The sequence below is a fragment of the Neisseria oralis genome, assembly GCF_045062685.1.
Classification (GTDB): domain Bacteria; phylum Pseudomonadota; class Gammaproteobacteria; order Burkholderiales; family Neisseriaceae; genus Neisseria; species Neisseria oralis.
Genome location: NZ_JBJGEB010000001.1, coordinates 14570 through 36416, shown reverse-complemented (window position 1 = coordinate 36416; position 21847 = coordinate 14570). Strand labels below are relative to the sequence as shown.

19 protein-coding genes and 3 pseudogenes are annotated in these 21847 nt (G+C 52.1%); 5 read left to right on the top strand and 17 right to left on the bottom strand.

Features of this window, described 5'->3' with window-relative positions; genetic code table 11:
* Positions 1 to 134: 134 nt before the first annotated feature.
* The 13 genes and pseudogenes from ACI43T_RS00195 to ACI43T_RS00135 all read right to left on the bottom strand — a co-directional run.
* Positions 135 to 215, bottom strand: a pseudogene (locus tag ACI43T_RS00195) (polymorphic toxin-type HINT domain-containing protein); the annotation flags it as partial.
* A gap of 134 nt (positions 216 to 349) precedes the next feature.
* Positions 350 to 895, bottom strand: a complete 546-nt coding sequence (locus ACI43T_RS00190; protein ID WP_405385209.1) for a suppressor of fused domain protein — start codon at positions 893 to 895, stop codon at positions 350 to 352.
* Positions 896 to 1028: 133 nt separating this feature from the next.
* The gene (locus ACI43T_RS00185) at positions 1029 to 1310 is read right to left on the bottom strand and encodes a hypothetical protein (RefSeq protein WP_405385208.1); all 282 of its coding nucleotides are present in this window, start codon (positions 1308 to 1310) and stop codon (positions 1029 to 1031) included.
* A gap of 164 nt (positions 1311 to 1474) precedes the next feature.
* Positions 1475 to 2011 carry a suppressor of fused domain protein gene (locus ACI43T_RS00180; RefSeq protein WP_405385207.1) on the bottom strand — a complete coding sequence of 179 codons (537 nt, stop codon included), beginning with the start codon at positions 2009 to 2011 and terminating at the stop codon, positions 1475 to 1477.
* 172 nt (positions 2012 to 2183) lie between these two features.
* Positions 2184 to 2456 (bottom strand): hypothetical protein, encoded by a 273-nt coding sequence (locus ACI43T_RS00175; protein WP_002231818.1) that lies wholly within the window; start codon positions 2454 to 2456, stop codon positions 2184 to 2186.
* A gap of 8 nt (positions 2457 to 2464) precedes the next feature.
* Positions 2465 to 2554: a hypothetical protein gene (locus ACI43T_RS00170; RefSeq protein ID WP_220270192.1), complete on the bottom strand. Its 90-nt coding sequence runs from the start codon at positions 2552 to 2554 to the stop codon at positions 2465 to 2467.
* Between the two features lie 196 nt (positions 2555 to 2750).
* Positions 2751 to 3200: pseudogene (mafB, locus tag ACI43T_RS00165) on the bottom strand (polymorphic toxin MafB class 1); the annotation flags it as partial.
* A 117-nt stretch (positions 3201 to 3317) separates the two neighbouring features.
* Complete coding sequence (locus tag ACI43T_RS00160) at positions 3318 to 3641, bottom strand: ribonuclease E inhibitor RraB (RefSeq protein ID WP_405385206.1); 324 nt, start codon at positions 3639 to 3641, stop codon at positions 3318 to 3320.
* A gap of 2 nt (positions 3642 to 3643) precedes the next feature.
* Complete coding sequence (locus tag ACI43T_RS00155; RefSeq protein ID WP_405385205.1) at positions 3644 to 4351, bottom strand: HINT domain-containing protein; 708 nt, start codon at positions 4349 to 4351, stop codon at positions 3644 to 3646.
* A gap of 101 nt (positions 4352 to 4452) precedes the next feature.
* Positions 4453 to 4842, bottom strand: a complete 390-nt coding sequence (locus tag ACI43T_RS00150; protein WP_405385204.1) for a hypothetical protein — start codon at positions 4840 to 4842, stop codon at positions 4453 to 4455.
* A 193-nt stretch (positions 4843 to 5035) separates the two neighbouring features.
* Positions 5036 to 5491 (bottom strand): hypothetical protein, encoded by a 456-nt coding sequence (locus tag ACI43T_RS00145; RefSeq protein ID WP_293278076.1) that lies wholly within the window; start codon positions 5489 to 5491, stop codon positions 5036 to 5038.
* Positions 5472 to 7148, bottom strand: a complete 1677-nt coding sequence (gene mafB / locus ACI43T_RS00140) for a polymorphic toxin MafB class 1 (protein WP_405385203.1) — start codon at positions 7146 to 7148, stop codon at positions 5472 to 5474. The genes ACI43T_RS00145 and mafB (ACI43T_RS00140) overlap by 20 nt, the downstream gene beginning before the upstream one ends.
* Before the next feature lie 3 nt (positions 7149 to 7151).
* Positions 7152 to 7756 (bottom strand): annotated as a pseudogene (locus tag ACI43T_RS00135) (hypothetical protein).
* 424 nt (positions 7757 to 8180) lie between these two features.
* Here ACI43T_RS00135 and putP point away from each other — a divergent pair.
* From putP to lapB, 4 genes are all read left to right on the top strand, one after another.
* Positions 8181 to 9707, top strand: a complete 1527-nt coding sequence (gene putP / locus ACI43T_RS00130) for a sodium/proline symporter PutP (RefSeq protein ID WP_377079575.1) — start codon at positions 8181 to 8183, stop codon at positions 9705 to 9707.
* A gap of 136 nt (positions 9708 to 9843) precedes the next feature.
* On the top strand, positions 9844 to 13452 hold the full coding sequence (putA, locus tag ACI43T_RS00125) for a bifunctional proline dehydrogenase/L-glutamate gamma-semialdehyde dehydrogenase PutA (protein WP_405385202.1): 3609 nt from the start codon (positions 9844 to 9846) through the stop codon (positions 13450 to 13452).
* Positions 13453 to 13726: 274 nt separating this feature from the next.
* Complete coding sequence (locus ACI43T_RS00120) at positions 13727 to 14053, top strand: LapA family protein (RefSeq protein WP_405385201.1); 327 nt, start codon at positions 13727 to 13729, stop codon at positions 14051 to 14053.
* A 1-nt stretch (position 14054) separates the two neighbouring features.
* A complete protein-coding gene (gene lapB / locus ACI43T_RS00115) occupies positions 14055 to 15224 on the top strand; it encodes a lipopolysaccharide assembly protein LapB (RefSeq protein ID WP_009174160.1) in 1170 nt (389 codons plus the stop codon).
* A 68-nt stretch (positions 15225 to 15292) separates the two neighbouring features.
* Here lapB and ileS read toward each other — a convergent pair whose 3' ends face one another.
* The 3 genes from ileS to ACI43T_RS00100 form a co-directional block, all read right to left on the bottom strand.
* Positions 15293 to 18085 carry an isoleucine--tRNA ligase gene (gene ileS / locus ACI43T_RS00110; RefSeq protein ID WP_405385200.1) on the bottom strand — a complete coding sequence of 931 codons (2793 nt, stop codon included), beginning with the start codon at positions 18083 to 18085 and terminating at the stop codon, positions 15293 to 15295.
* A gap of 149 nt (positions 18086 to 18234) precedes the next feature.
* Positions 18235 to 19161, bottom strand: coding sequence for a bifunctional riboflavin kinase/FAD synthetase (ribF, locus tag ACI43T_RS00105; RefSeq protein ID WP_405385199.1), 927 nt, complete (start codon positions 19159 to 19161; stop codon positions 18235 to 18237).
* 127 nt (positions 19162 to 19288) lie between these two features.
* Positions 19289 to 19678 (bottom strand): hypothetical protein, encoded by a 390-nt coding sequence (locus ACI43T_RS00100; RefSeq protein ID WP_293278085.1) that lies wholly within the window; start codon positions 19676 to 19678, stop codon positions 19289 to 19291.
* Between the two features lie 285 nt (positions 19679 to 19963).
* On the opposite strand from ACI43T_RS00100, the gene ACI43T_RS00095 reads away from it, so the two are divergent.
* A complete protein-coding gene (locus ACI43T_RS00095; RefSeq protein ID WP_405385198.1) occupies positions 19964 to 20638 on the top strand; it encodes an OmpA family protein in 675 nt (224 codons plus the stop codon).
* Positions 20639 to 20722: 84 nt separating this feature from the next.
* Here the strand turns inward: ACI43T_RS00095 and ACI43T_RS00090 are convergent, their stop codons facing one another.
* Positions 20723 to 21706, bottom strand: coding sequence for a hypothetical protein (locus tag ACI43T_RS00090; RefSeq protein WP_405385380.1), 984 nt, complete (start codon positions 21704 to 21706; stop codon positions 20723 to 20725).
* Positions 21707 to 21847 lie beyond the last annotated feature (141 nt).

Sequence of the window (21847 nt, the reverse complement as noted above, 5' to 3'; positions counted from 1 at the left end):
TTTGGCTGGAGTTGTTTCAATACCGCAATTGGCGCACTTAACTTGGCATTATTTTGAATCCTATTCAAATCAATAACGGCTTCTTGATACGGATTGCCGTATTGGGTGGTGACGGGTTTGTATCCTGTTTTTCAGCTTGCTTCGTCCTTGGCAAAGACGCGGTCACCGACTCGGATACGGGCAATGGCTTTGTAGCCGTCTACCGTTTTGACCAAGGTGCTGCCGTGGAAGGAGCAGGTGTAGGATTTTTGAAGAACTTAGTTCTCAATATTCTGTTTCAAATGAAGGAAAGGTCGTCTGAAAAACAAACTTGATTTCAGACGGCCTTTGATCAAATTTAAGAAAGCCCTTACCAAGCAAACGGTTTCCGATTCATATCCGAAAGGTTGTCAACTTCATTATCGAGCAAGAACTGCTCAAAAGCATTCCAACCTTTCTTTTCCACCAATTTTGCTTCTTGTTTATACAACGGGACAAGCAAAGGGAAAACGATATTGTAGTGTTCGCCATGACAGACCTGAAAATCATCATCGAAATAAAATGGTGCTGAAACATACAGAGCATCCATTTTGCTACCTTCGATAATTACCCTGGGTAATTGAATAATTTCACCTCTTAAAATAGGTTTTCTATTGTCAATCAAATATTCAGCTACTCCTGATAGAAAAGCTGCAATATTTTCTTTATTCCATTCTTCAGAACAGGTAAAAATTAATTCAAACCTACTCTTATAGTTCAAGTCATATCGATTCAAGCCTAAAGTAGAAAAAGTAGTTAATCCTTCATATGGTTGCGATGGAAATACGGAAACGCTGAGATGGTAACGTCGATCTAAGCATTTTATGCCGCTTTTAATTTCACTCAAATAACGCTCTAAATGTTCAACTACAATCATTTTTTCTTAAACCTTTCATCCCTATTCCAGCAAGCCGTAGGCTGGTTTGAGCTCCAATATCGCCATTTTTATTGACGGAAAGGTTGTCTGAAAATTAAAAGCAGTTTCAGACGACCTTTTTAATTTATGCTTGTTACGAAAAGTCTTCTAAATGATGGTTAATTGCCTCTTCAATAGTTGGATGCCAATCCATAAATGAAGTCTGTAATTCCTCTAAAACTAACTCATTGAATAAATCATCTAAATTTCTCCAATCCATTTTTTCATTTGGATAGAGAAAATTTGCCATAACGACAGCATGTTTATTTTGGAAGTAATCTGATAGAGCGCAAATCATCAGATACTGCCCCGAATGCTCCAGATAAAAAATTCTTTTTTCTAAGAGAAATCGATTATTTGGGTGTCCGTTTTTCATCGTTTAAATTTTCGCCGTATTGGTTTCCGAGTTCTTAAAATTGAATTACCTGTCTTCCGTCAAGTAAGTCGTCCGAAAAGCCAAACACAGTTTCAGACGACCTTTTAATTGTTGGATTTCCAATCCAACCTACACTTGCTGAAAGATTTCAAACAACATAAACATCAAATAACGCTTGGCCGATTTATATCTAAATAATCAATACCCCTCTCATCAAATCTCGTTTCCAAGTCTTCTACTGAATGAGTATTCAAGAAAAGTCTTTCTGGCTGGGTAATCGGCAATAACCAAAAAAATCGGACATTATCCATATATTCCAACTCTTGCCCATAAGGATAAGGCAGAGAAATCAGAAAATGCTGGAAGGATGATTGCTCGACCCACGGTCTGCCGATATTTATCGTTTTTCCCAATTGAAATTGATCAGGGTAATGCATACTTGCAGATGCCAGCATTGCCAAGGTCTCAATATGTTCAGGTGTTTCAAACGGGCTGACGATAAAAAACTCCTGCCCTAAAAATTGACCTATCCCAGAGCTGACATAAACCCAAGGCTCATCTTCATGATTAGGAATCACTTGGAAAACTTGGAAATCGGGAAGTTCTTCTATAATTCTTCCCAATGTCCAAGAAAACCGTTTAATTTCATGATTTATCCAAAAATTTTGCAAGTGGGATAAAACTTTTTGATTATAACTCATGTTTTTTAGCCTGCTCTTGAGAATATTTTGACATACTTGCCCCTTCTTTTCTTTGACATGTTAAGCAAGCGTACTCGACATCCTATTTCCATTGATAGAAAGGTTGTCTGAAACAAATACGGTTTCAGACAACCTTTTGATTGTTGGTTTTTTTTAACCTAACCTACGCTTGCTAATCAAAATTCCATTTTTCCGATATAGTATTTCTCCAAGCGTAACCACCAAGAGGTAAATTACTTAAGAGATTGACTGAGGAATCAATAGTGACAATTTCTTTTAAACTAACTATCACAGCATCTCCTTCATGAATTTCATTGCCATCTAAGAATTGCCACATTCCATCATCAGCATCATGCCATACTTCTAAGATTCCGTTTTTTTTAGACAAAATTCTTCTGGTGGTAATAACAGCAGTATTTTGAGGATCTTCAAATTTCCATTGCATATTGATGCCTATTTATTTGATTTCTTAATATTTTCTCTTCTGGATAAAACCTGTGCATTTTTATAACTATTTGAACCTCCTTTACTTTTTGCTTGCACATGGTCAATCTGCCATTCATTTGATGGGGGGGATACCTTTTTGGCTCTTTTTAGGACGAACCAAAACTTCTCCAGATTGGTCAGACTTCACTACCCCTCCGTTTCTATTCATGTTTTCTTGGATGATTGCTTTCTTTTGAGCTGGTGTAAATTTTTTTCCTTCGCCAACAGATTTATTATCCGATAAATTTCCATACGGACACTCATTATGAACCCAAACTCCTTCCGTTTCCGCCTTATCACCCTTGACGAAGTAAGTATGCCAGTCGGCAACGGTCAGATTGTAGGCTTGCAGCGGTTCTGGTTTGACGGTAACGCTTTGAACGGTCTGCTCCGCACCGTTTTCGGCAAACAGCCTGCTTCCCGCTTTCAAATCTTCCGCTTTAATCCATTTGCCGTCCGAATAAAACGGGTGGATGCGGTTGGAAACGAGGGTTTGTATTTTACCGAGGCCGTCTGAAACTTCAATGTAAACGGTTTCTTGGTATGGATTGCCGTATCGGGCGGTAACGGGTTTGTATCCCATTTCTCCGCTTGCCTCGTCCTTGGCGAAGACGCGGTCGCCGACTCGGATACGGGCAATAGCTTTGTAGCCGTCTGCCGTTTTGACCAAGGTGCTGCCGTGGAAAGAGCAGGGGTAGGATTTTTGAAGAACTTAGTTCTCAATATTCCGTTTCAAATGAAGGAAAGTCGTCTGAAAGTTAAACACGGTTTCAGACGACCTTTTGATTGTTGGTTTTTTCAACCCAACCTACACTTTCTGTTAGTTCCCATACGAACCAAAACCTTCGTAACTACAATCATTTTTTTGTGCAATATCAAATAACGTAGTTTCAATAGCTAAAATGTTTTCAAGAGAAGGGATAATATTGACGGAACAATAGCAAGTCCACATTTCTCCGAATTCATTTTGCTCAATACTGATTTGAAAATCTTGCCGATAAGAAATGATTTGACTTTCTATTGATTGCAGATTCTTTTGAGAACCCTCTATAAAAAACTCTATTATCATTGATTTTGTCAAATCAAACCCTAGTTCTTGATATTGTTTCAGTACATCTGAAGTAGATTTTTCGTCAACAATCATTTTTAATCTCCATCTTGTTTTCGATATTTTTTCCCCGGGTTTTCAATTCGATTGTAATTATTGGTACTTTTGGAACCACCGTGAGCGTCAATTCTTCTAGATTCATCTTTGAATGCCTCTCGATTATTTTTGGCAGGAGTAAAATCTGTAGCTATATGAGGGTCATTATTAACCCTAGCTTCTCTTGCTCCAGAGATTTGGGAACGTTGTCTTGTGCCCTTTCCAGAATAAGTTCGACCACTTTCATGAGTATTAGTATAAGAACCAACTTCTGTCCTATATTTTTCTCCATACGGACACTCATTATGAACCCAAACTCCTTCCGTTTCCGCCTTATCACCCTTGACGAAGTAGGTATGCCAGTCGGCAACGGTCAGATTGTAGGCTTGCAGCGGTTCTGGTTTGACGGTAACGCTTTGAACGGTCTGCCCTGCGCCGTTTTCGGCAAACAGCCTGCTTCCCGCTTTCAAATCTTCCGCTTTAATCCATTTGCCGCCCGAATAAAACGGGTGGATGCGGTTGGAAACGAGGGTTTGTATTTTACCGAGGCCGTCTGAAACTTCAATGTAAACGGTTTCTTGGTACGGATTACCGTATTGAGCGGTAACGGGTTTGTATCCCGTTTTTCCGCTTACCTCATCCTTGGCAAAGACGCGGTCGCCGACTCGGATACGGGCAATGGCTTTGTAGCCGTCTGCCGTTTTGACCAAGGTGCTGCCGTGGAAGGGGCAGGTGTAGGATTTTTGAAAAAATATCCTGTTTCAAATGAAGGCAAGGTCGTCTGATGTTTTTCAGACGACCTCATTGCCCTCTAAAGCGGAGGCAGTTCTACAAATGGAAAAAAATGCTGAAACCTCTGATAAATTTCAGGATGTTTTTTTAAGGCTTTTAATGCTTTTTCTTTTGAGATAGGCGGATCATAGACATCTATACCTCTTAAGAAGGCAATGCCTGTCAAGGCATCTTTTTTCGATTTTGATAGGCTGTAACTCGAAACAAAACCTACAATATTGTCAATATTGGCAATTTCTTCATCAAAATCCGCCAAATCAAAAATATAAAAAGGGGTGTCCTCAATGGGCATATCTCGTATTACTTGTTCAATCCATAACTTGAATTCATTTAAATCAATAGACTGAGAGAATAAGCATATAATTGCGAATCCTAAATCATCACTATCATCTTTTATAATTTTCCACATAATTATCTTCCTTTATTCATTGCTTCCCAACCAATATGACCAGTATCATGGTGCAATTTTTCAGCAAGCGTAGATTGGGTCAAGACCCAACAATACGTTTGGATTGACAGAAAGGTCGTCTGAAAAATCGATTACAGTTTCAGACGACCTTTTGTTGTTGAGTTTTCAACCCAACCTATGCTTGCCATTAATGTTATTCATCGTAGTAAGGTTCTGTTGAATAATTGTCTTTGCCTCCAGCAATGATAGTAACAACTTTCCCTTTTGCTTCCCATGCTTGTACTCCTATTTCATCAAAATCATAGACATATGTTGGATAAGATTCATTTGATAAATAATATTTATCAACACGGTTTGATTTAGGGTGATGGAAAAGTTGTTTAAAATTTTCCAAATTTAGACCTATTATATTAACGCCCATAAAATATAGCTCCTGATAACAAAATATAGAAATGATTTTGTTTTTTTTGACGGAAATTAGTAAATTTGAGTCGGGAGATTCATAATATTCTGTTCCAAACTCATCAGGAGGTTCATACATAAAAGTTTCCAGTGTGTTTTTGTACTGTGTTATATCTGTACCAAAACGGAATATTCCTACAGAAGCAAAAGGTAAAAATTCGGGAGTTTTAACGACCACGTCGACCATGCTCTTCTCCTTTTGCTTTTCGATTGGCATTTTTTGTAATATTTTTGATTGTTTGCTCAATCTTTAATCGTTCATTTTTGGGCATTCCAGGAATAATTTTATTTTTTAATTCAGCAATTTGTGATTCCGCTGATATTTGACTTCGACCGCCATCTCCATGTTTTTCATTCTTGGAGCTTCCTGTTCTTTTAGGCGGACACGCATTATGAACCCAAACTCCTTCCGTTTCCGCCTTATCACCCTTGACGAAGTAAGTATGCCAGTCGGCAACGGTCAGATTGTAGGCTTGCAGTGGTTCTTGTTTGACGGTAACGCTTTGAACGGTCTGCTCTGCACCGTTTTCGGCAAACAGCCTGCTTCCCGCTTTCAAATCTTCCGCTTTAATCCATTTGCCGCCCGAATAAAACGGGTGGATGCGGTTGGAAACGAGGGTTTGTATTTTACCGAGGCCGTCTGAAACTTCAATGTAAACGGTTTCTTGGTACGGATTACCGTATTGAGCGGTAACGGGTTTGTATCCCGTTTCTCCGCTTGCTTCGTCCTTGGCAAAGACGCGGTCGCCGACTCGAATATGGGCGATGGCTTTGTAACCGTCTGCCGTTTTAACCAAGGTGCTGCCGTGGAAGGAGCAGGTGTAGGATTTTGAGAAATCCCCACTAACCAAAGCTTTCCCCGGTTTTGCCAACTTTGCAGCTTTGGCGGCGGCAGCAACGTTGAAGGCGGCTTCGACGGTTTCGGCGGCATTGGGGTTTTCCTGTATCCACCGGTCAACAGCTTCGCGCGTATTTTTTTCAAAGCCCGCCACACCGCCCAAGCCGCCGATGGCGGCCAGTTTGCCGTCCGCCGACAGGGGCGAGATGCCGTACATCGTTGCTTTATCTATGGCATAGCCCGTTCCGTACAGTATGTCGCCTATGCCCAAGGCTTCGCTTGCGCTGAGAAAGGGGTTGAGTGCTCCGGCAGCGACGCCGTTGATAAACTCCATGCTGTTGCCCCAGCGGTCGAGCTTGGAATTGTGCTCGAACATTTTTCTGTTGGCTTCATAGGCGCGGTCGGAGAAATTGCTGCCGAGGTTGCTGTAATTGTCGGATATACGTTGTCTGACGTCGCGGGTGTCGGTCGGATTGAGTTTGATACTGCGGGCTACGCCGTTAACGTTATAGGTGTATTCGTCGCGTGCGCCCGTAGGTTTGGGGTAATTGCCGCCCTGCGGGCCGTCATAGCCGTCGGCGGGATGATGTTCGTGTCCTTCCCAGTTGAGGCGGTATACGGTAAAGCCTTCGTTGACGCTGCCTTTTTCTTCGCTTGCGCTGCGGCTGGCATGGTTGTCAAAGGGGGCGTGGACTTCGTGTCCGTGTCCGGAAAAGCGGGTGTGGTAGCCGATTGTTCCGTTGATATTTGCCTGCTGGATGAGCAGGTTGCCCATTTGGTGGGTATAGGCTTGGGTTACATCGATTTTGCCCGTGCGGTTGGCGACGCTGCCGCGCGGGTTGCCGAAAAGGTGGTATTTGCCGCCGGGTTCGAAGTGCTGCCGTTGGGCGTTATCGGTAATGAAAGGGTCTTTCGCCAATTCCGCCGCGAGGGCGGGCTGCCCGAAGGCAGCCGCCGCTACGGCGCAGGCGGCAAGGAGGTTTGTCAGTCTGCGCAGCGGTTTCACGGTTTATTCTCCTTCGCGGCGGCGGATAACTTCGTCGCTGACGTCGAGGTTTTTACCGTTGTTTTGTTTAAAGTCGGGACGGTTTTTGGCGGTCGTGTCGCCGTAGGGGGTGATGTCGGAGAAATCGACCATCAGGCCGTCTGAAGCTTTGACGGTTTTGCTGACTTTGTAGGGGCCGGTCCAAAGGGCGTATTTTTCTTTGTATTGGGATTCGTAGGCGGCGGAAGTGGGTTTGATCAGCAGTTTTCGGCTGTTGCGGTCAACGGCGAAATATTCGAGCTTGGTCTGGGCTTTAAGGGTTTCGGCGTTGTAGATGTGTAGTTCGGTACGGCTGCGGATGGTGCCGAATACGTCAACGGTATGGAGTAGCGTCCGCCGGTAATGCTGCCCGAACCTTGGTCGCCCATAGTGGAGACGTAAAGGGCGACTTTGCGGCCTTTCAGGGCGGACAAATCCATTTCTTTGACGGCGGCGCGGGACGATGCGGCGACGAGTTCTTGTTCGACGGCAAAGCGTTTGCCGCCGCCGTGCGAGGGAATACCGGTCAGTGTGCCGCAGCCGGTGAGCAGGAGGGCGGAGAGTGTGAGTGTGGTCAGAGTGATTTTCATAAGTGTTCCTTTAAAAACAAGGGTTAAAAAATAAAACAAAACAAAATTTGCCGTAATTTAATATAAATTAATCTATTTTGCGTAAATGAAAATACCAAAGGCGTATATTCTTGATAATCGGAGTTTTGCAAGGTAAAGGCCGTCTGAAAAACCTGCTTTACTAGTTTTCAGACGGCCTTTTTTAAAAGGCAAGGGAGTTCGACTACATAATGCTACATGGCACTTTGCAATTTCCGGCTTTTCGGGTATGCTCATGAACATGTTTACAATTTGATACGTCCGTATTTGCATATCCTTTTGTTAAACAATAAAAAACTCGTTTTGCGGTTTGGATGTTGCGAGCGAAACGGAAACCGTTTATCAGAACAAAAAATCAGGCTGAAGCCTGCTTATGTCATGTAAGTTCAATTTGAGGAGTATCTGCATGAATCCGATGTACATTACGTTTGGCCTTTATCTCATAGCGGTCCTGCTTATCGGTTTGGCCGCTTATTTTTCTACGCGCGATTTCGGCGACTATATTCTCGGCGGCCGCAGTCTCGGCCCGTTTGTAACGGCGATGTCGGCGGGGGCTTCGGATATGTCTGGCTGGCTGCTGATGGGGTTGCCCGGGGCGATTTATCTGAGCGGCTTGAACGAGGCTTGGATTGCCATCGGCCTGGTGGTCGGTGCGTATTTCAACTGGCTTTTGGTGGCGGGCCGTCTGCGCGTGCATACCGAATATGCCAATAATGCGCTGACGCTGCCGGATTATTTCTTCCACCGTTTCGGTGCAGGCGGGCATCTGATGAAGGTGATTTCCGCTATTATTATTTTGTTTTTCTTCACGATTTATTGTGCGTCGGGTATTGTTGCCGGTGCGACCCTGTTCCAAAGCCTGTTTCACGGCATGTCTTACAACCAAGCGATGTGGCTCGGTGCGGGGGCGACCATCGCCTATACTTTCCTAGGCGGCTTCTTGGCGGTGAGCTGGACGGATACGTTGCAGGCTTCGCTGATGATTTTTGCGCTGATTCTGGCGCCAGTGATGGTGTATCTGAGCTTGGGCGGCGCCGACCAGATGAGCGCGGCCATCCAGCATGTCGCCGCGGGTACGGGTAAGGAATACGGCAGCCTGTTTGCGGGTACGACCGTTATCGGCATTGTTTCCACCGCCGCATGGGGGCTGGGTTATTTCGGGCAGCCGCACATTTTGGCGCGTTTTATGGCGGCCGAAAGTGCGAAATCGCTGGTATCCGCCCGCCGCATCGGTATGACTTGGATGGTGTTGTGTCTGGCGGGTGCGGTAGCGGTCGGCTATTTCGGTATTGCGTATTTCGGTGCGAATCCGGAACAAGTCTCTTCCATGAACGGCAACCACGAGCGTATTTTTATCGCGCTTTCCACCTTGCTGTTCAACCCTTGGATTGCGGGCATTATTTTGAGCGCGATTCTGGCGGCGGTGATGTCCACTTTGTCCTGCCAGTTGCTGGTTTGTTCCAGCGCGATTACCGAAGACTTCTACAAAGGCTTTTTGCGTAAACATGCGGAACAGAAAGAATTGGTATGGGTGGGGCGCGTGATGGTTCTGGCGGTGGCGGTCATCGCGATTCTGATTGCGGCCGACCCCGAAAGCAAAGTGCTGGGTTTGGTGTCTTACGCATGGGCCGGTTTCGGCGCGGCTTTCGGACCAGTGGTGATTTTTTCGGTCTTGTGGAAACGCATTACCGCCTACGGCGCGCTTTCGGGCATGATTGCCGGCGCGCTGACCGTGGTGGCATGGGCAGAATGGGTGAAGAAACCTGCCTTGGCCGCACACGATACCGGCCTGCTGACTTTGTATGAAATCGTTCCCGGATTTATTGCCTGTGCGCTGGTGACGGTGTTGGTATCGCTGATAGACAAAGTACCTTCAAGCGTTATTACCGAGCGTTTCGAAAAAGCGGATGCCGAGTACAAAGCGGCGAAATAAACCGGAAGGCCGTCTGAAAACTTATTGTTTTCAGACGGCCTGAGTTGTAGATGTTATCATATGAATGAAGTCCGGGCGGATTGCAACCGTCTTCCTGTTTTGCAAACAACGAACCTAAGATAAACGGAGAAACATCATGTTTGATTTTGCATTACCGACACAAACCTCCTTACGCCAAGCCGTTACCGATGCCTACCGCCGCGACGAGACCGAGGCCGTGCAGGACATGCTGCAACGCGCGCAGATGAGCGACGAAGAGCGGCAGGCCGCCGATACGCTGGCGCGCCGCTTGGTTACTCAGGTACGCGCCAGCCGCACCAAGGCCAGCGGCGTCGATGCCCTGATGCACGAATTTTCCCTGTCGAGCGAAGAGGGCGTGGCACTGATGTGTCTGGCCGAAGCCCTGCTGCGCATTCCCGACAAAGCCACGCGCAACAAACTGATTGCGGACAAACTTTCAGACGGCAACTGGAAAAAACACCTTAACAACAGCCCGTCGCTGTTTGTCAACGCCGCCGCGTGGGGGCTGCTGATTACCGGCAAACTGACCACCCAAACCAGCGAGCAGAGTCTGGGTGCGGCGCTGAACCGGCTGCTGGGTAAAGGCGGCGAGCCGCTGATACGCAAAGGCGTGGACTACGCCATGCGCCTCTTGGGCAAGCAGTTCGTAACCGGACAAACCATCGAAGAAGCCCTGCAAAACGGCAAGGAACGCGAAAAAATGGGCTACCGTTATTCGTTCGATATGCTGGGCGAAGCCGCCTACACCCAAGCCGATGCCGACCGCTACTACAACGATTATGTGCAGGCCATCCACGCCATCGGCAAAGACGCCGCGGGGCAGGGCGTGTACGAAGGCAACGGCATTTCCGTCAAACTTTCCGCCATCCACCCGCGCTATTCCCGCGCCCAACACGGACGCGTCATGGGCGAACTGCTGCCGCGCCTGAAAGAGCTGTATCTGTTGGGCAAAAAATACAATATCGGCATCAATATCGACGCCGAAGAAGCCAACCGCCTGGAGCTGTCGCTGGATTTGATGGAGGCGCTGGTGTCCGACCCCGATCTGGCCGGTTACAACGGCATCGGTTTCGTGGTGCAGGCATACCAGAAACGTTGCCCGTTCGTCATCGACTACCTGATTGACCTTGCCCGCCGCAACAATCAAAAACTGATGATACGCTTGGTCAAAGGCGCGTATTGGGACAGCGAAATCAAATGGGCGCAGGTGGACGGCTTGAACGGCTATCCGGTCTACACCCGCAAAGTGCACACCGACATTTCCTACCTTGCCTGCGCGCGCAAACTGCTTTCCGCGCAGGACGCCGTGTTCCCGCAATTCGCCACCCACAACGCCTACACGCTGGCGGCGATTTACCAGATGGGCAAAGGCAAGGATTTCGAACACCAGTGTCTGCACGGCATGGGCGAAACGCTGTACGACCAAGTGGTCGGGCCGCAGAACTTGGGCCGCCGCGTGCGCATTTACGCGCCGGTCGGCACGCACGAAACCCTGCTGGCCTATTTGGTGCGCCGCCTGTTGGAAAACGGTGCGAATTCGTCGTTCGTCAGCCAGATTGTCGACGAAAAAATCAGCATCGACCAACTGATCCGCAGTCCGTTCGACACTATTGCCGAACAGGGCATTCACCTGCACGCCGCGCTGCCGCTGCCGCGCGATTTATACGGCAAAGGCCGTCTGAATTCCCAAGGCTTTGATTTGAGCAACGAAAACGTGTTGCAGCAGCTTCAGCAGGAATTGAACCGAGCCGCCGCGCGGCAGTTTCAGACGGCCTCCGTCGTCAACGGTAAGAGCCGTCCGGTCGGAGCCGGACAGCAGGTGCGCAATCCCGCCGATCACAGCGACATTGTCGGTTCGGTCAGCTTCGCCGATGCCGCGCTGGCGCAGGAAGCCGTAGCCGCCGCCGTGGCTGCCCAGGCCGCATGGAACGGTACGCCCGCCGCCGAACGCGCCGCCTGCCTGCGCCGTTTCGCCGATCTGCTCGAGCGGCACGCTCCGGTACTCATGATGCTGGCCGTGCGCGAAGCCGGTAAAACGCTGAACAACGCCATCGCGGAAGTGCGCGAAGCCGTCGATTTCTGCCGCTACTATGCCGACGAAGCCGAACACACCCTGCCGCAGGGTTCTCAGGGCGTAGGCACCATTGTTGCTATCAGCCCGTGGAACTTCCCGCTGGCGATTTTCACCGGCGAAGTGGTCGCCGCGCTGGCTGCGGGCAATACCGTCGTCGCCAAACCCGCCGAACAGACCAGCCTGATAGCCGGTTATGCCGTATCCCTGATGCACGAAGCCGGTATCCCGACTTCCGCGCTGCAACTCGTTCTCGGCGCAGGCGACGTAGGCGCGGCGCTGACGCAGGACCCGCGTATCGGCGGCGTGATTTTCACCGGTTCGACCGAAGTTGCGCGCCTGATTAACCAAACGCTGGCCAAACGCGACGACAGCCCCGTACTGATTGCCGAAACCGGCGGGCAGAATGCCATGATTGTCGATTCCACCGCGCTGGCGGAACAAGTCTGCGCCGACGTGCTCAATTCCGCCTTCGACAGCGCCGGCCAACGCTGCTCCGCCCTGCGTATTTTGTGCGTTCAGGAAGACGTTGCCGACCACATGGTCAAAATGATTAAAGGCGCGATGGACGAGCTGGTCGTCGGCAATCCGATTGCGCTCGATACCGACATCGGCCCGGTCATTGACACCGAAGCGCAGCAAAACCTGCTCGCCCATATCAACAGGATGAAGGGCATCGCCAAGTCGTATCACGAAATCAGGCCGTCTGAAAACGTGAATCCCGACAACGCCACCTTCGTTGCCCCGATAATGTTTGAATTAAACGGCCTCGGCGAATTGCAGCGCGAAGTTTTCGGTCCGGTGCTGCACGTCGTCCGCTATCCCGCCGACGGGCTGGACAAACTCATCGACCAGATTAACGGCAAAGGCTACGCGCTCACCCACGGCGTACACAGCCGCATAGACGGCACGGTCGAGCATATCCGCAGCCGCATCGAGTCCGGCAATGTTTACGTCAACCGCAACATCGTCGGCGCAGTCGTCGGCGTCCAACCCTTCGGCGGCCACGGCTTGTCGGGAACAGGCCCCAAAGCGGGCGGTTCCTTCTATCTGCAACGCCTGAGCCGTCTGAAAGAATGGACTGCGCCGACCCTGAGCAAAATCGGCCAAGTGGACGAAGCCGCGCTCAAGCGCCTCGAAACCCTGTTGCACGGCCTGCCGCTGCCGCAGAGTGAGAAAATGGCCGCCGCCGCTTCGCTGGGTCAGTCCCGCGTCCGCACTCTGCGTAAAGCCGAATCCGTCCTCGCCGGCCCGACCGGCGAACGTAACGTATTGAGTTGGCACGCCCCCGCACGCGTCTGGCTCTACGGCGGCAGCCTTGCCGCGTCCTTCACCGCGCTGGTGTCGCTGGCTTCCGCAGGCGTGCAGGCCGTCGTACTGCCCGATCACCCGCTGGCCGCTTATGCCGACAGACTGGACGGACTGCTGGCCGTAACCGACAAGCCCGAAGCCGCAGGCATCAGCCATGTCGCCGCGCTGGAACCGCTGCCGAGTGCGCGCAAACAGGTGCTGGCAAACCGCGACGGCGCGCTTGTCCGCATCCTGCCGTCTGAAAACGGTTTGGACATTTTGCAGGTGTTTGAAGAAATCTCGTGCAGCATCAACACCACCGCCGCGGGCGGCAACGCCAGCCTGATGGCCATGGCCGACTGATTGGCCGCCGGCAGGCTGAAAGGCCGTCTGAAAAAGTTTCAGACGGCCTTTTCGGTTAAGTAAAGCGGTTATGATGCCGCCCTTAACCGTTTGCCGTATCCTAAACAGGTCAAATGGTTTAAACTGTCCTCCGTTCGTCGCAGGCATACCGTGCGGTTATCGGCATGGCGGCGATACTGACAATAAAACGGCAATGGAATGAAACGTGCGGGCTGCGGCCGTCGGCGGGCGCGGGCGTGGCGGCATATTGCGCAAAAACAAACACGGAGTATTTATGAAGATTTTTTTTCTGATTATCAAAGTTTTGATTTTCTTGGTGTTCCTTCTTTTGGCAGTCAGCAATATCCAGACGGTCGAGTTTAACTACCTGCCCGGACAAGGAATGCAGATGCCTTTGGTGGCCGTGCTGTTCGGCGCGTTCGTCATCGGCGTGCTGCTCGGCATGTTCGCCCTGTTCGGACGGCTGCTTTCACTGCGCGGCGAAAACAACCGCCTGCGCAACGAACTGAAGAAAAACGCCCGTATGGTTACCGCCGCGCCGCAGGCCAAACTGCCTGATAACGCAGCATCCGCCCCCGCAGGAACTGCCGCTAAGGAATGATATGGAGAACGAAATCTGGGTCATCCTGCTGCCGATTATCCTGCTGCCCGTGTTTTTTGCGATGGGCTGGTTCGCCGCCCGCATCGATATGAAAACGGTGTTGAAACAGGCCAAAAGCGTGCCGACGGGGTTCTATAAAAGCCTTGACGCGCTGGTCGACCGCAACAGCGGCCGCGCGGCGCGCGAATTGGCCGAAGTGATCGACCAGCAGCCGCAGTCTTACGATTTGAACCTGACGCTGGGCAAACTCTACCGCCAGCGCGGGGAAAACGACAAAGCCATCAATATGCACCGCGCGCTGCTTGATTCGCCGGATACGGTGGACGACAAACGGGAGCGGGTATTGTTCGAACTGGCGCAGAATTATCAGAGCGCAGGCCTGGTCGACAGGGCGGAGCAGATTTTTCTGGAACTGTTGGGCGGCAATATGGCGCGTGAGGCGCGCCAGCACCTGATGAGCATCTACCAGCAGGACCGCGACTGGGTGAAAGCCATCGAAATGGCGCAGCTTCTGAGCCATGACGAACAGACATACCAGTTTGAAATCGCACAGTTTTATTGCGAACTGGCGCAGGCGGCCCTGTTCAAGTCCGATTTGGAAACCGCCCGCGGTAATGTGCGCAAAGCTCTGGATGCCAATAAGAAATGTACCCGTGCCAATATGATTCTGGGTGACATCGAATCCAAACAGGGCGATTTTCCTGCGGCGGTGGCGGCATACGGCGCCATCGAGCAGCAAAACCACGCCTATCTGAGCATGGTCGGCGAAAAACTTTACGACGCCTATGCCGCGCAGGAAAAGCAGGAAGAAGGCTTAAACGTGCTTATCGGCTATATGGAGACCTTTCCCGATTTGGATTTGATTAACGTGATTTACGAAAAATCGCTGTTGCTCAAGGGGGAAGGGCCGGCCGCCGAAACAGCGGTCGAGCTTGTACGGCGCAAACCGGATTTGAACGGCGTGTACCGGCTGCTCGGCCTGAAACTGAGCGATATGAATCCGGCGTGGAAAGCCGATGCCGACATGATGCGCGCCGTCGTCGGCCGCCAACTGCAAAAAAGCGTGATGTACCGCTGCCGCAACTGCCATTTCAAATCGCAGGTATTTTTCTGGCATTGCCCCGCCTGCAATAAGTGGGAAACTTTCACGCCGAACCGTATTGAGGTGTGAACAGGTATTAAAAACAGGCAAGGCCGTCTGAAACTGGGGTTTCAGACGGCCTTTATTGTTAATCCGCCTTAAGCGTAATGCCGCTCTTCGCCTTTGCCGTCCACATTCTCGGCGCAGCGTTTGCAGATGGTTTCATGACCTGCGACTGAGCCGATGTCGTGGGTGTAGTGCCAGCAGCGTTCGCATTTTTCGCCGTCACTGGCTTTGGCGGTTACGGCGAGTTCGCTGCCGGTTTTGACTTTGACTTTGGACACTAAGAGGGCAAAGCGCAATTCTTCGCCCAAGGCGTTCAGGTAGTCGGCGGTGGCTTCCGGCGCGGTGATTTCGGCTTCTGCCTGCAATGACGAACCGACGGTTTTATCGGCGCGCAAAGGCTCGATGGCGGCGGTTACGGCTTCGCGGGCTTCGCGGACTGCCGTCCATTTTTTCACCAGTTCGGCTTCGGCTTTTTCGTTGATGGGCGGGAACTCGTGCCAGGTGTGGAAGAGGACGCTGTCTTCTTCGCCGCCGCCGATGATGTCCCACGCTTCTTCGCCGGTGAAGCACAAAATCGGTGCAATCAAGAGAACCAGGCTGCGCGTGATGTGGTACAGGGCGGTTTGCGCGCTGCGGCGGGCGTGGCTGTCGGCTTTGGTGGTGTAGAGGCGGTCTTTCAGGATGTCGAGGTAGAACGCGCCCAAGTCTTCCGAGCAGAAGGCGACGATGTCTTTCACGGCGAAGTGGAAGGCATAGCGCGGATAGAAGTCGCCCGCCAGACGCTCTTGCAGCTGACGCGCCAACACTAAGGCGTAGCGGTCGATTTCGACCATGTCTGCCTGCGGTACGGTGTGTTCGAACGGGTCGAAATCGCTCAGGTTGGCAAACAGGAAGCTCAAGGTGTTGCGGATGCGGCGGTAGCTTTCGGTGACGCGTTTGAGGATTTCTTTGGAAATCGCCAATTCGCCGCTGTAATCGGTGGATGCCGCCCACAGGCGCAGGATGTCGGCGCCGAACTCGTTATAGACTTCTTGCGGCGCGACGACGTTGCCGATGGATTTCGACATTTTGCGGCCGTTTTGGTCCACCACGAAACCGTGGGTCAGAAGCTGTTTGTACGGAGCGCGGCCCATGGATGAGGCGCAACCGGTCAGCATGGAGGACTGGAACCAGCCGCGGTGTTGGTCGCTGCCTTCGAGGTAGAGGTCGGCAGGCCAGTCCAATTCTTCGCGCTGTTTCAAGACGGAATAATGGGTCGAGCCGGAGTCGAACCATACGTCCATCGTGTCGGAAAGTTTGTCGTAGTTTTCGCAATCTTCCGCGCTCAACAATTCGCTTTTATCGAGGGAGAACCATGCTTCAATGCCTTTTTCTTCGATTTTCAGGGCGATTTTTTCCAAAAGCTCGGCGGAGTTCGGATGCAGCTCGCCCGTTTCTTTGTGGACGAAGAAGGTCATCGGCGTGCCCCAGTAGCGTTGGCGCGAAACGACCCAGTCGGGGCGGCCTTCGATCATGGCTTCGAGGCGCGCGCGACCCCATGACGGGAAGAATTCGGTGTCGTCCACGGCTTTGATGGCTTTGTCGCGCAGGGTCTTACCGTCGCTGCCGGCTTTGTCCATGCCGACAAACCACTGACCTGTCGCGCGGTAAATCAGCGGGGTTTTGTGGCGCCAGCAGTGGGCGTAGCTGTGTTCGATTTTGCTGCTTGCCAAGAGGTTGCCGGTTTCTTCCAGCCATTGCAGGATGACGGGATTCGCTTCCCAAACGCTCATGCCTGCGACGCGCGGCGTTTCGCTGATGTATTTGCCTTCGGCATTGACGGGGTTGTAAAGCTCGATGCCGTATTTGTTGCAGACGGCGTAGTCTTCCAAACCGTGCGCGGGGGCGGTGTGCACCAAGCCCGTACCGGCGTCGGTGGTAACGTGTTCGCCGTTGAGCATGAGAATATCGCGTTCGAGGAACGGATGATTCATGTGCAGGTTTTCCAGCTTGTCGCCGGTGGTTTCGGCGAGGACGCTGAGGTCGTCTGAAACAAAGCCGTAGCGTTTGAGCGTGTCTTCCGCCAAATCTTTCGCCAGCACCAATTTGCCTTTGGGCGTATCGATTAATTGATACACCACGTCCGCACCCGCAGACACGGCTTGGCTCGCGGGCAGCGTCCAAGGCGTGGTCGTCCAGATGACGGCAAACGCTTTGCCTTCGATGCCTGCCAAACCGAATGCGGCGGCAAGCGCGGCGGTGTCTTTAAACGGATAGGCAACGTCAATCGCAGGCGATACTTTGTCTTTGTATTCCACTTCCGCTTCTGCCAGCGAAGAGCCGCAGTCCAAGCAGAATTGAACCGGTTTCGCGCCTCGATAGAGATAGCCCGATTTGTAGATTTCGCCGAGCATACGCACGGTATCCGCTTCGGTTTTGAAATCCATGGTCAGGTAAGGATTGTCCCAGTCGCCCAACACGCCCAGACGGATGAAGTCTTTTTTCTGACGCGCGATCTGTTCGGCGGCGTATTCGCGGCACAATTCGCGGAAGCGCGCTTTGGGCATGTCTTTGCCGTGCAGCTTTTCCACCATCACTTCGATGGGCAGGCCGTGGCAGTCCCAACCCGGCACATAAGGCGCGTCGAAACCGGCTTGGGTTTTGCTGCGGATAATGATGTCTTTGAGGATTTTGTTGACGGCATGACCGATGTGGATGTCGCCGTTGGCATATGGCGGGCCGTCGTGCAGGATGAATTTCGGACGGCCTTTGGCGATTTCGCGCAGTTTTTGATAGCGTTTGTGCTCGTACCAGCTTTTCAGCCACGCAGGCTCGCGCTTGGCGAGGTTGCCGCGCATCGGAAACGGGCTTTCGAGCAGGTTTACGGTTTTGCTGTAATCGGTCATGTTTTGGTCTCTATTGTTGCGGTATTTCGGTTTCAGACGGCCTTATCTTCGGCTTTATTAAATCAGGCGGGGCCGAGGCCGTCTGAAAAAATTAAAGAAATCATTGTAGCCCAATTGCGTTGATTTTATAAGGGTTTGCCGCAGGGTTTCTATTGGCGCCAGCGTCTTGCATCGTCCATATCCTGCAAAATTTGCGTTTTCAGCTCTTCGATGCTGTTGAATTTTTGTTCGTCGCGCAGTTTGTGCAGGAAGCGGACGAAGATGCGTTGGCCGTAGAGGTCGCCGTCGAAATCGAACAGGTGGACTTCGAGTTTTTGCGAACGGTTGTTGCTGACGGTGGGGTTGAAGCCGAAGCTGGCGACGCCGCGCCGCGTGCCGAACGCGCCGTCCGCTTCGACGACGAACACGCCGCTGAGGGCGTAGTGGTAGGGCGGAAGCTGGATGTTGGCGGTGGGGGCGTTGATGGTGCGGCCGAGTTTTTGGCCGTGTTTGACTTTGCCGCTCAAAACGTAATCATGTCCCAAGAGTTTTTTGGCGTATTCCAACAGGCCGTCTGAAAGTGCCTGACGCACGGCGGTACTGCTGGTGCGGATGTCTTCGACGATAACGGAGGGGGTGCGTTCGGTCTGCATGTCGGGCTGTTGCGACAAAAGCTCGAAGCAGCCTTCGCGGCCCGCGCCGAAGCGGAAATCGTCGCCGATGAGCAGGTAGCGGGTGTTGAGCGTTCGGCGCAACAGCCGGTCGATAAACGTTTGGGCGGCCATGTCGGCAAAGCTTTGGTCGAAACGCAAAACCCAGACGGCGTCGACGCAGCCGGTTTCGCGCAACAGGCGCAGTTTGGTGCGCAGCGGGCTAATGCGGTAGGGCAGTTTTTTACCGGCCTTACGGGCGAAAAATTCTTTGGGTTGCGGCTCGAAAATGACGACGGCGACGGGCAGGCCGCGCAAGTCGGCTTCGTATTTGAGTTTCTGCAGGATGTGTTTGTGTCCGAGGTGTACGCCGTCGAAGTTGCCGATGGTAACGGCGGCGCCTTGCGGAAAGTCGGGCGCGTTGGCCTGACCGAGACAGATTTTCATGGGTAGTCTGTTTGTGTGATAAACGGCGGCTATTGTAAACGGATTCGGCAGCGGGATAAATAAGCGTATGGAGGGATGAGGCCGTCTGAAAGGGTTTCAGACGGCCTTTCTGAAAAAGGCCCGGGGTTTACCACCAAAACGGCGGCCGGTAAAACGGATGGTAGAAGCCCCAGTCGTCATAATAGTAGCGTGCCTCGCGCAACTGCTGCTGGGCGATGTAGTTCTGCCACGCCATCTTGTAGCAGGCTTGGAACATCGGGTCGGCGACTTTGTCGACGTATTTCAGACGGAACTCTTTTTGTTTGGCGGTTGGCGGGGCGGGATTGTCGGTCTGCTCGAACTGCTGGCGCATCAGTTCGGCGGTGCCCTTGTCGCATTGTGCAGCCAGGGAAATTTGCAGGTTTTGCTCGTAACGTTTCTGCGCGGCGGCACGGGCGGCTTTCTGTTCGGGCGTGGTCGCGCAGGCGGTGAGTGCGGCTGCGGCGGAAAGGATAAGGACGGTGTGTAAAACGTTCATGTTGCGTCTCCTCGGTTTCAGACGGCCTGGCGGGCAAACGGGGCTGCCTGTGCGGCTCCTGTGCTTAATGTACGCCAAATTGATAACGGCTTGCAAGTAGCGTCGCGATTGGCATTCGGAGCGGACGGATATTGCTGTTTCGATTGGGTTATTTTTCCGATGTGCCGTGTAATATAGTGTTAAACGGCTGATGGGGCCTCGGAATGTTGATTATGATTACAAAGCTCTCCGGACGTTTTTCAGACGGCCTCAAGGATTTGTTCCCATTTACCGAAAGGATTTCCCATGAACATTTTGAAACAGTTGACCGTTGCAGTATTGGCCGCCCCCTTGGCACTGGCCGGCTGCGTTACCGACCCTGTTACCGGGCAACAAAGTGCCAGCAAAACCGCCGTTTACGGCTTGGGCGGTGCGGCAGTGTGCGGCATTGTCGGCGCGCTGACCCACGGCGGCAAGGGCGCGCGCAATTCCGCGCTGGCCTGCGGCGCCATCGGCGCGGGGGTAGGCGGCTATATGGATTATCAGGCGAAAAAACTGCGCGAAAGTCTGGCCAATACCGATGTGAAGGTCGAGCAGCAGGGCAACCAAATCAAACTGGTGATGCCTGAAAACGTAACCTTCGCCACCAACAGCGCCACGTTGAGCGCCAACGCGCGCGACGCGCTGACCGCCGCATCGAAAACGCTGGTTCAGTATCCGGATACGACGCTGACCATCAACGGCCATACCGACAACACCGGTTCCGATGCCATAAACGACCCTCTGTCGCGCAACCGCGCCCAGTCGGTCGCTTCTTTCCTGCAATCGCAGGGCGTGGCCGGTTCGCGCCTGACCACCGCCGGCCACGGCTCGCGCCAGCCGGTCGCGTCTAACGCCACACCGGAAGGCCGCGCGCAAAACCGTCGCGTAGAAATCCTGATTAACCCCGACCAAAACGCCATCAAAGCGGCGCAACAGTAAGCGGGATGTGATGGAAAGAAAAGGCTGTCTGAAAACGTTTCAGACGGCCTTTGGGTCTGCCTGGCACTTGGTTTTCAGACGGCCTCACCAAATACCGTTGAATTTGCGTTTCCGTTTCCAAAACGCCCGTTTCGAGTACGGTCTTATCCGCAGTCTGCCGCCGTTTTCGCCGTCGGTAACGATGGTCAGGCTTTTCAGACGGCCTGAGTCCAATGCCTGCCGTAACGGGGCGAACCAGCGTGTCTCCCAGCTTTCCAGAATATCGCGGTATGCCCATGTGTCGCCCGTTTGGCCGGTTACAACCAAGTCGTCCAGAAAAATCAGGCCGTCTGAAAACGTTGCGCCTGCTTCGTTCAGCATCGCCTGCCAGGCCCCAAAATCGTAAGGCGCGCCGGTGCGTTCGCCCGGATAAAAATCCGCCCATGCGCAGTCGGACGAGAGCAGCGGGCGTGCGGACTGCGTTCCTTCCAAATCCTGCCACAGCCACAGGCCGTTAACGGCAGGAATTTTTTGCGCCGTGCGCTCCGCATTGACGGGATGGTTGTGCAGGTACATCTGGATTTCAGTCTGCCTGCCGAGCCATTGCAGGGCGTCTTCGCCGCCGGCTTGGGAAACGTCGCCGTTCGGGCCGCAGATATCGAAAACGGGGGCAGTGTGCCAAGCGGGACGGCGCGGCAGCGTTACCAGCCACAAATCGGGCCGCAGCGGATGGAACTGCCAGCCTTCGTGCCGGTAAAACTCGGTCAGGCCGCCGCACAGGCGTTCGGCTTCATCGGTCTGAATCTGGATATATGCTCCGTCGATGACGCTGACTTGGTGCATCCCCATCTGTTGCCAGACCGGACTGGCGAAAACGGCCGCCTGTTCTGTGGCGATACCGGATTTTTGCTTTGCCGCGTCCAACAGGCTGCCCTGCCAGAGAAAACGGCGGTAGAGTTCGGAAGGTGCGGCGGCAGCACGGGTCAGTATGCCGAAACGCAAAATTTCGTCGAACGAAGGCAGGTCGAGCGGCGGCGGATTTTCGTCGCCGCAGCGGTTGAGCGAAGGGATGGCGAGGGTCAGATTCATGGCATAGGCATCGGTTAAAACGGTCATTTTACGCGAGAAGCCGCGGCCGCCGAATGCAAATTGACGAATATGCCGCCAAAGTTAAAAACAAGATATGTATTTTTAACGGAACCCCTAAAGGCAGCTAGCCGCCGTATGGTT

Coding starts and splice junctions, on each gene's coding strand:
- ACI43T_RS00190 (WP_405385209.1), bottom strand. CDS start 895: ATGATTGTAGTTGAACATTTAGAGCGTTATTTGAGTGAAATTAAAAGC.
- ACI43T_RS00185 (WP_405385208.1), bottom strand. CDS start 1,310: ATGAAAAACGGACACCCAAATAATCGATTTCTCTTAGAAAAAAGAATT.
- ACI43T_RS00180 (WP_405385207.1), bottom strand. CDS start 2,011: ATGAGTTATAATCAAAAAGTTTTATCCCACTTGCAAAATTTTTGGATA.
- ACI43T_RS00175 (WP_002231818.1), bottom strand. CDS start 2,456: ATGCAATGGAAATTTGAAGATCCTCAAAATACTGCTGTTATTACCACC.
- ACI43T_RS00160 (WP_405385206.1), bottom strand. CDS start 3,641: ATGATTGTTGACGAAAAATCTACTTCAGATGTACTGAAACAATATCAA.
- ACI43T_RS00150 (WP_405385204.1), bottom strand. CDS start 4,842: ATGTGGAAAATTATAAAAGATGATAGTGATGATTTAGGATTCGCAATT.
- ACI43T_RS00145 (WP_293278076.1), bottom strand. CDS start 5,491: ATGGTCGACGTGGTCGTTAAAACTCCCGAATTTTTACCTTTTGCTTCT.
- putP (WP_377079575.1), top strand. CDS start 8,181: ATGAATCCGATGTACATTACGTTTGGCCTTTATCTCATAGCGGTCCTG.
- putA (WP_405385202.1), top strand. CDS start 9,844: ATGTTTGATTTTGCATTACCGACACAAACCTCCTTACGCCAAGCCGTT.
- ACI43T_RS00120 (WP_405385201.1), top strand. CDS start 13,727: ATGAAGATTTTTTTTCTGATTATCAAAGTTTTGATTTTCTTGGTGTTC.
- lapB (WP_009174160.1), top strand. CDS start 14,055: ATGGAGAACGAAATCTGGGTCATCCTGCTGCCGATTATCCTGCTGCCC.
- ileS (WP_405385200.1), bottom strand. CDS start 18,085: ATGACCGATTACAGCAAAACCGTAAACCTGCTCGAAAGCCCGTTTCCG.
- ribF (WP_405385199.1), bottom strand. CDS start 19,161: ATGAAAATCTGTCTCGGTCAGGCCAACGCGCCCGACTTTCCGCAAGGC.
- ACI43T_RS00100 (WP_293278085.1), bottom strand. CDS start 19,678: ATGAACGTTTTACACACCGTCCTTATCCTTTCCGCCGCAGCCGCACTC.
- ACI43T_RS00095 (WP_405385198.1), top strand. CDS start 19,964: ATGAACATTTTGAAACAGTTGACCGTTGCAGTATTGGCCGCCCCCTTG.
- ACI43T_RS00090 (WP_405385380.1), bottom strand. CDS start 21,706: ATGAATCTGACCCTCGCCATCCCTTCGCTCAACCGCTGCGGCGACGAA.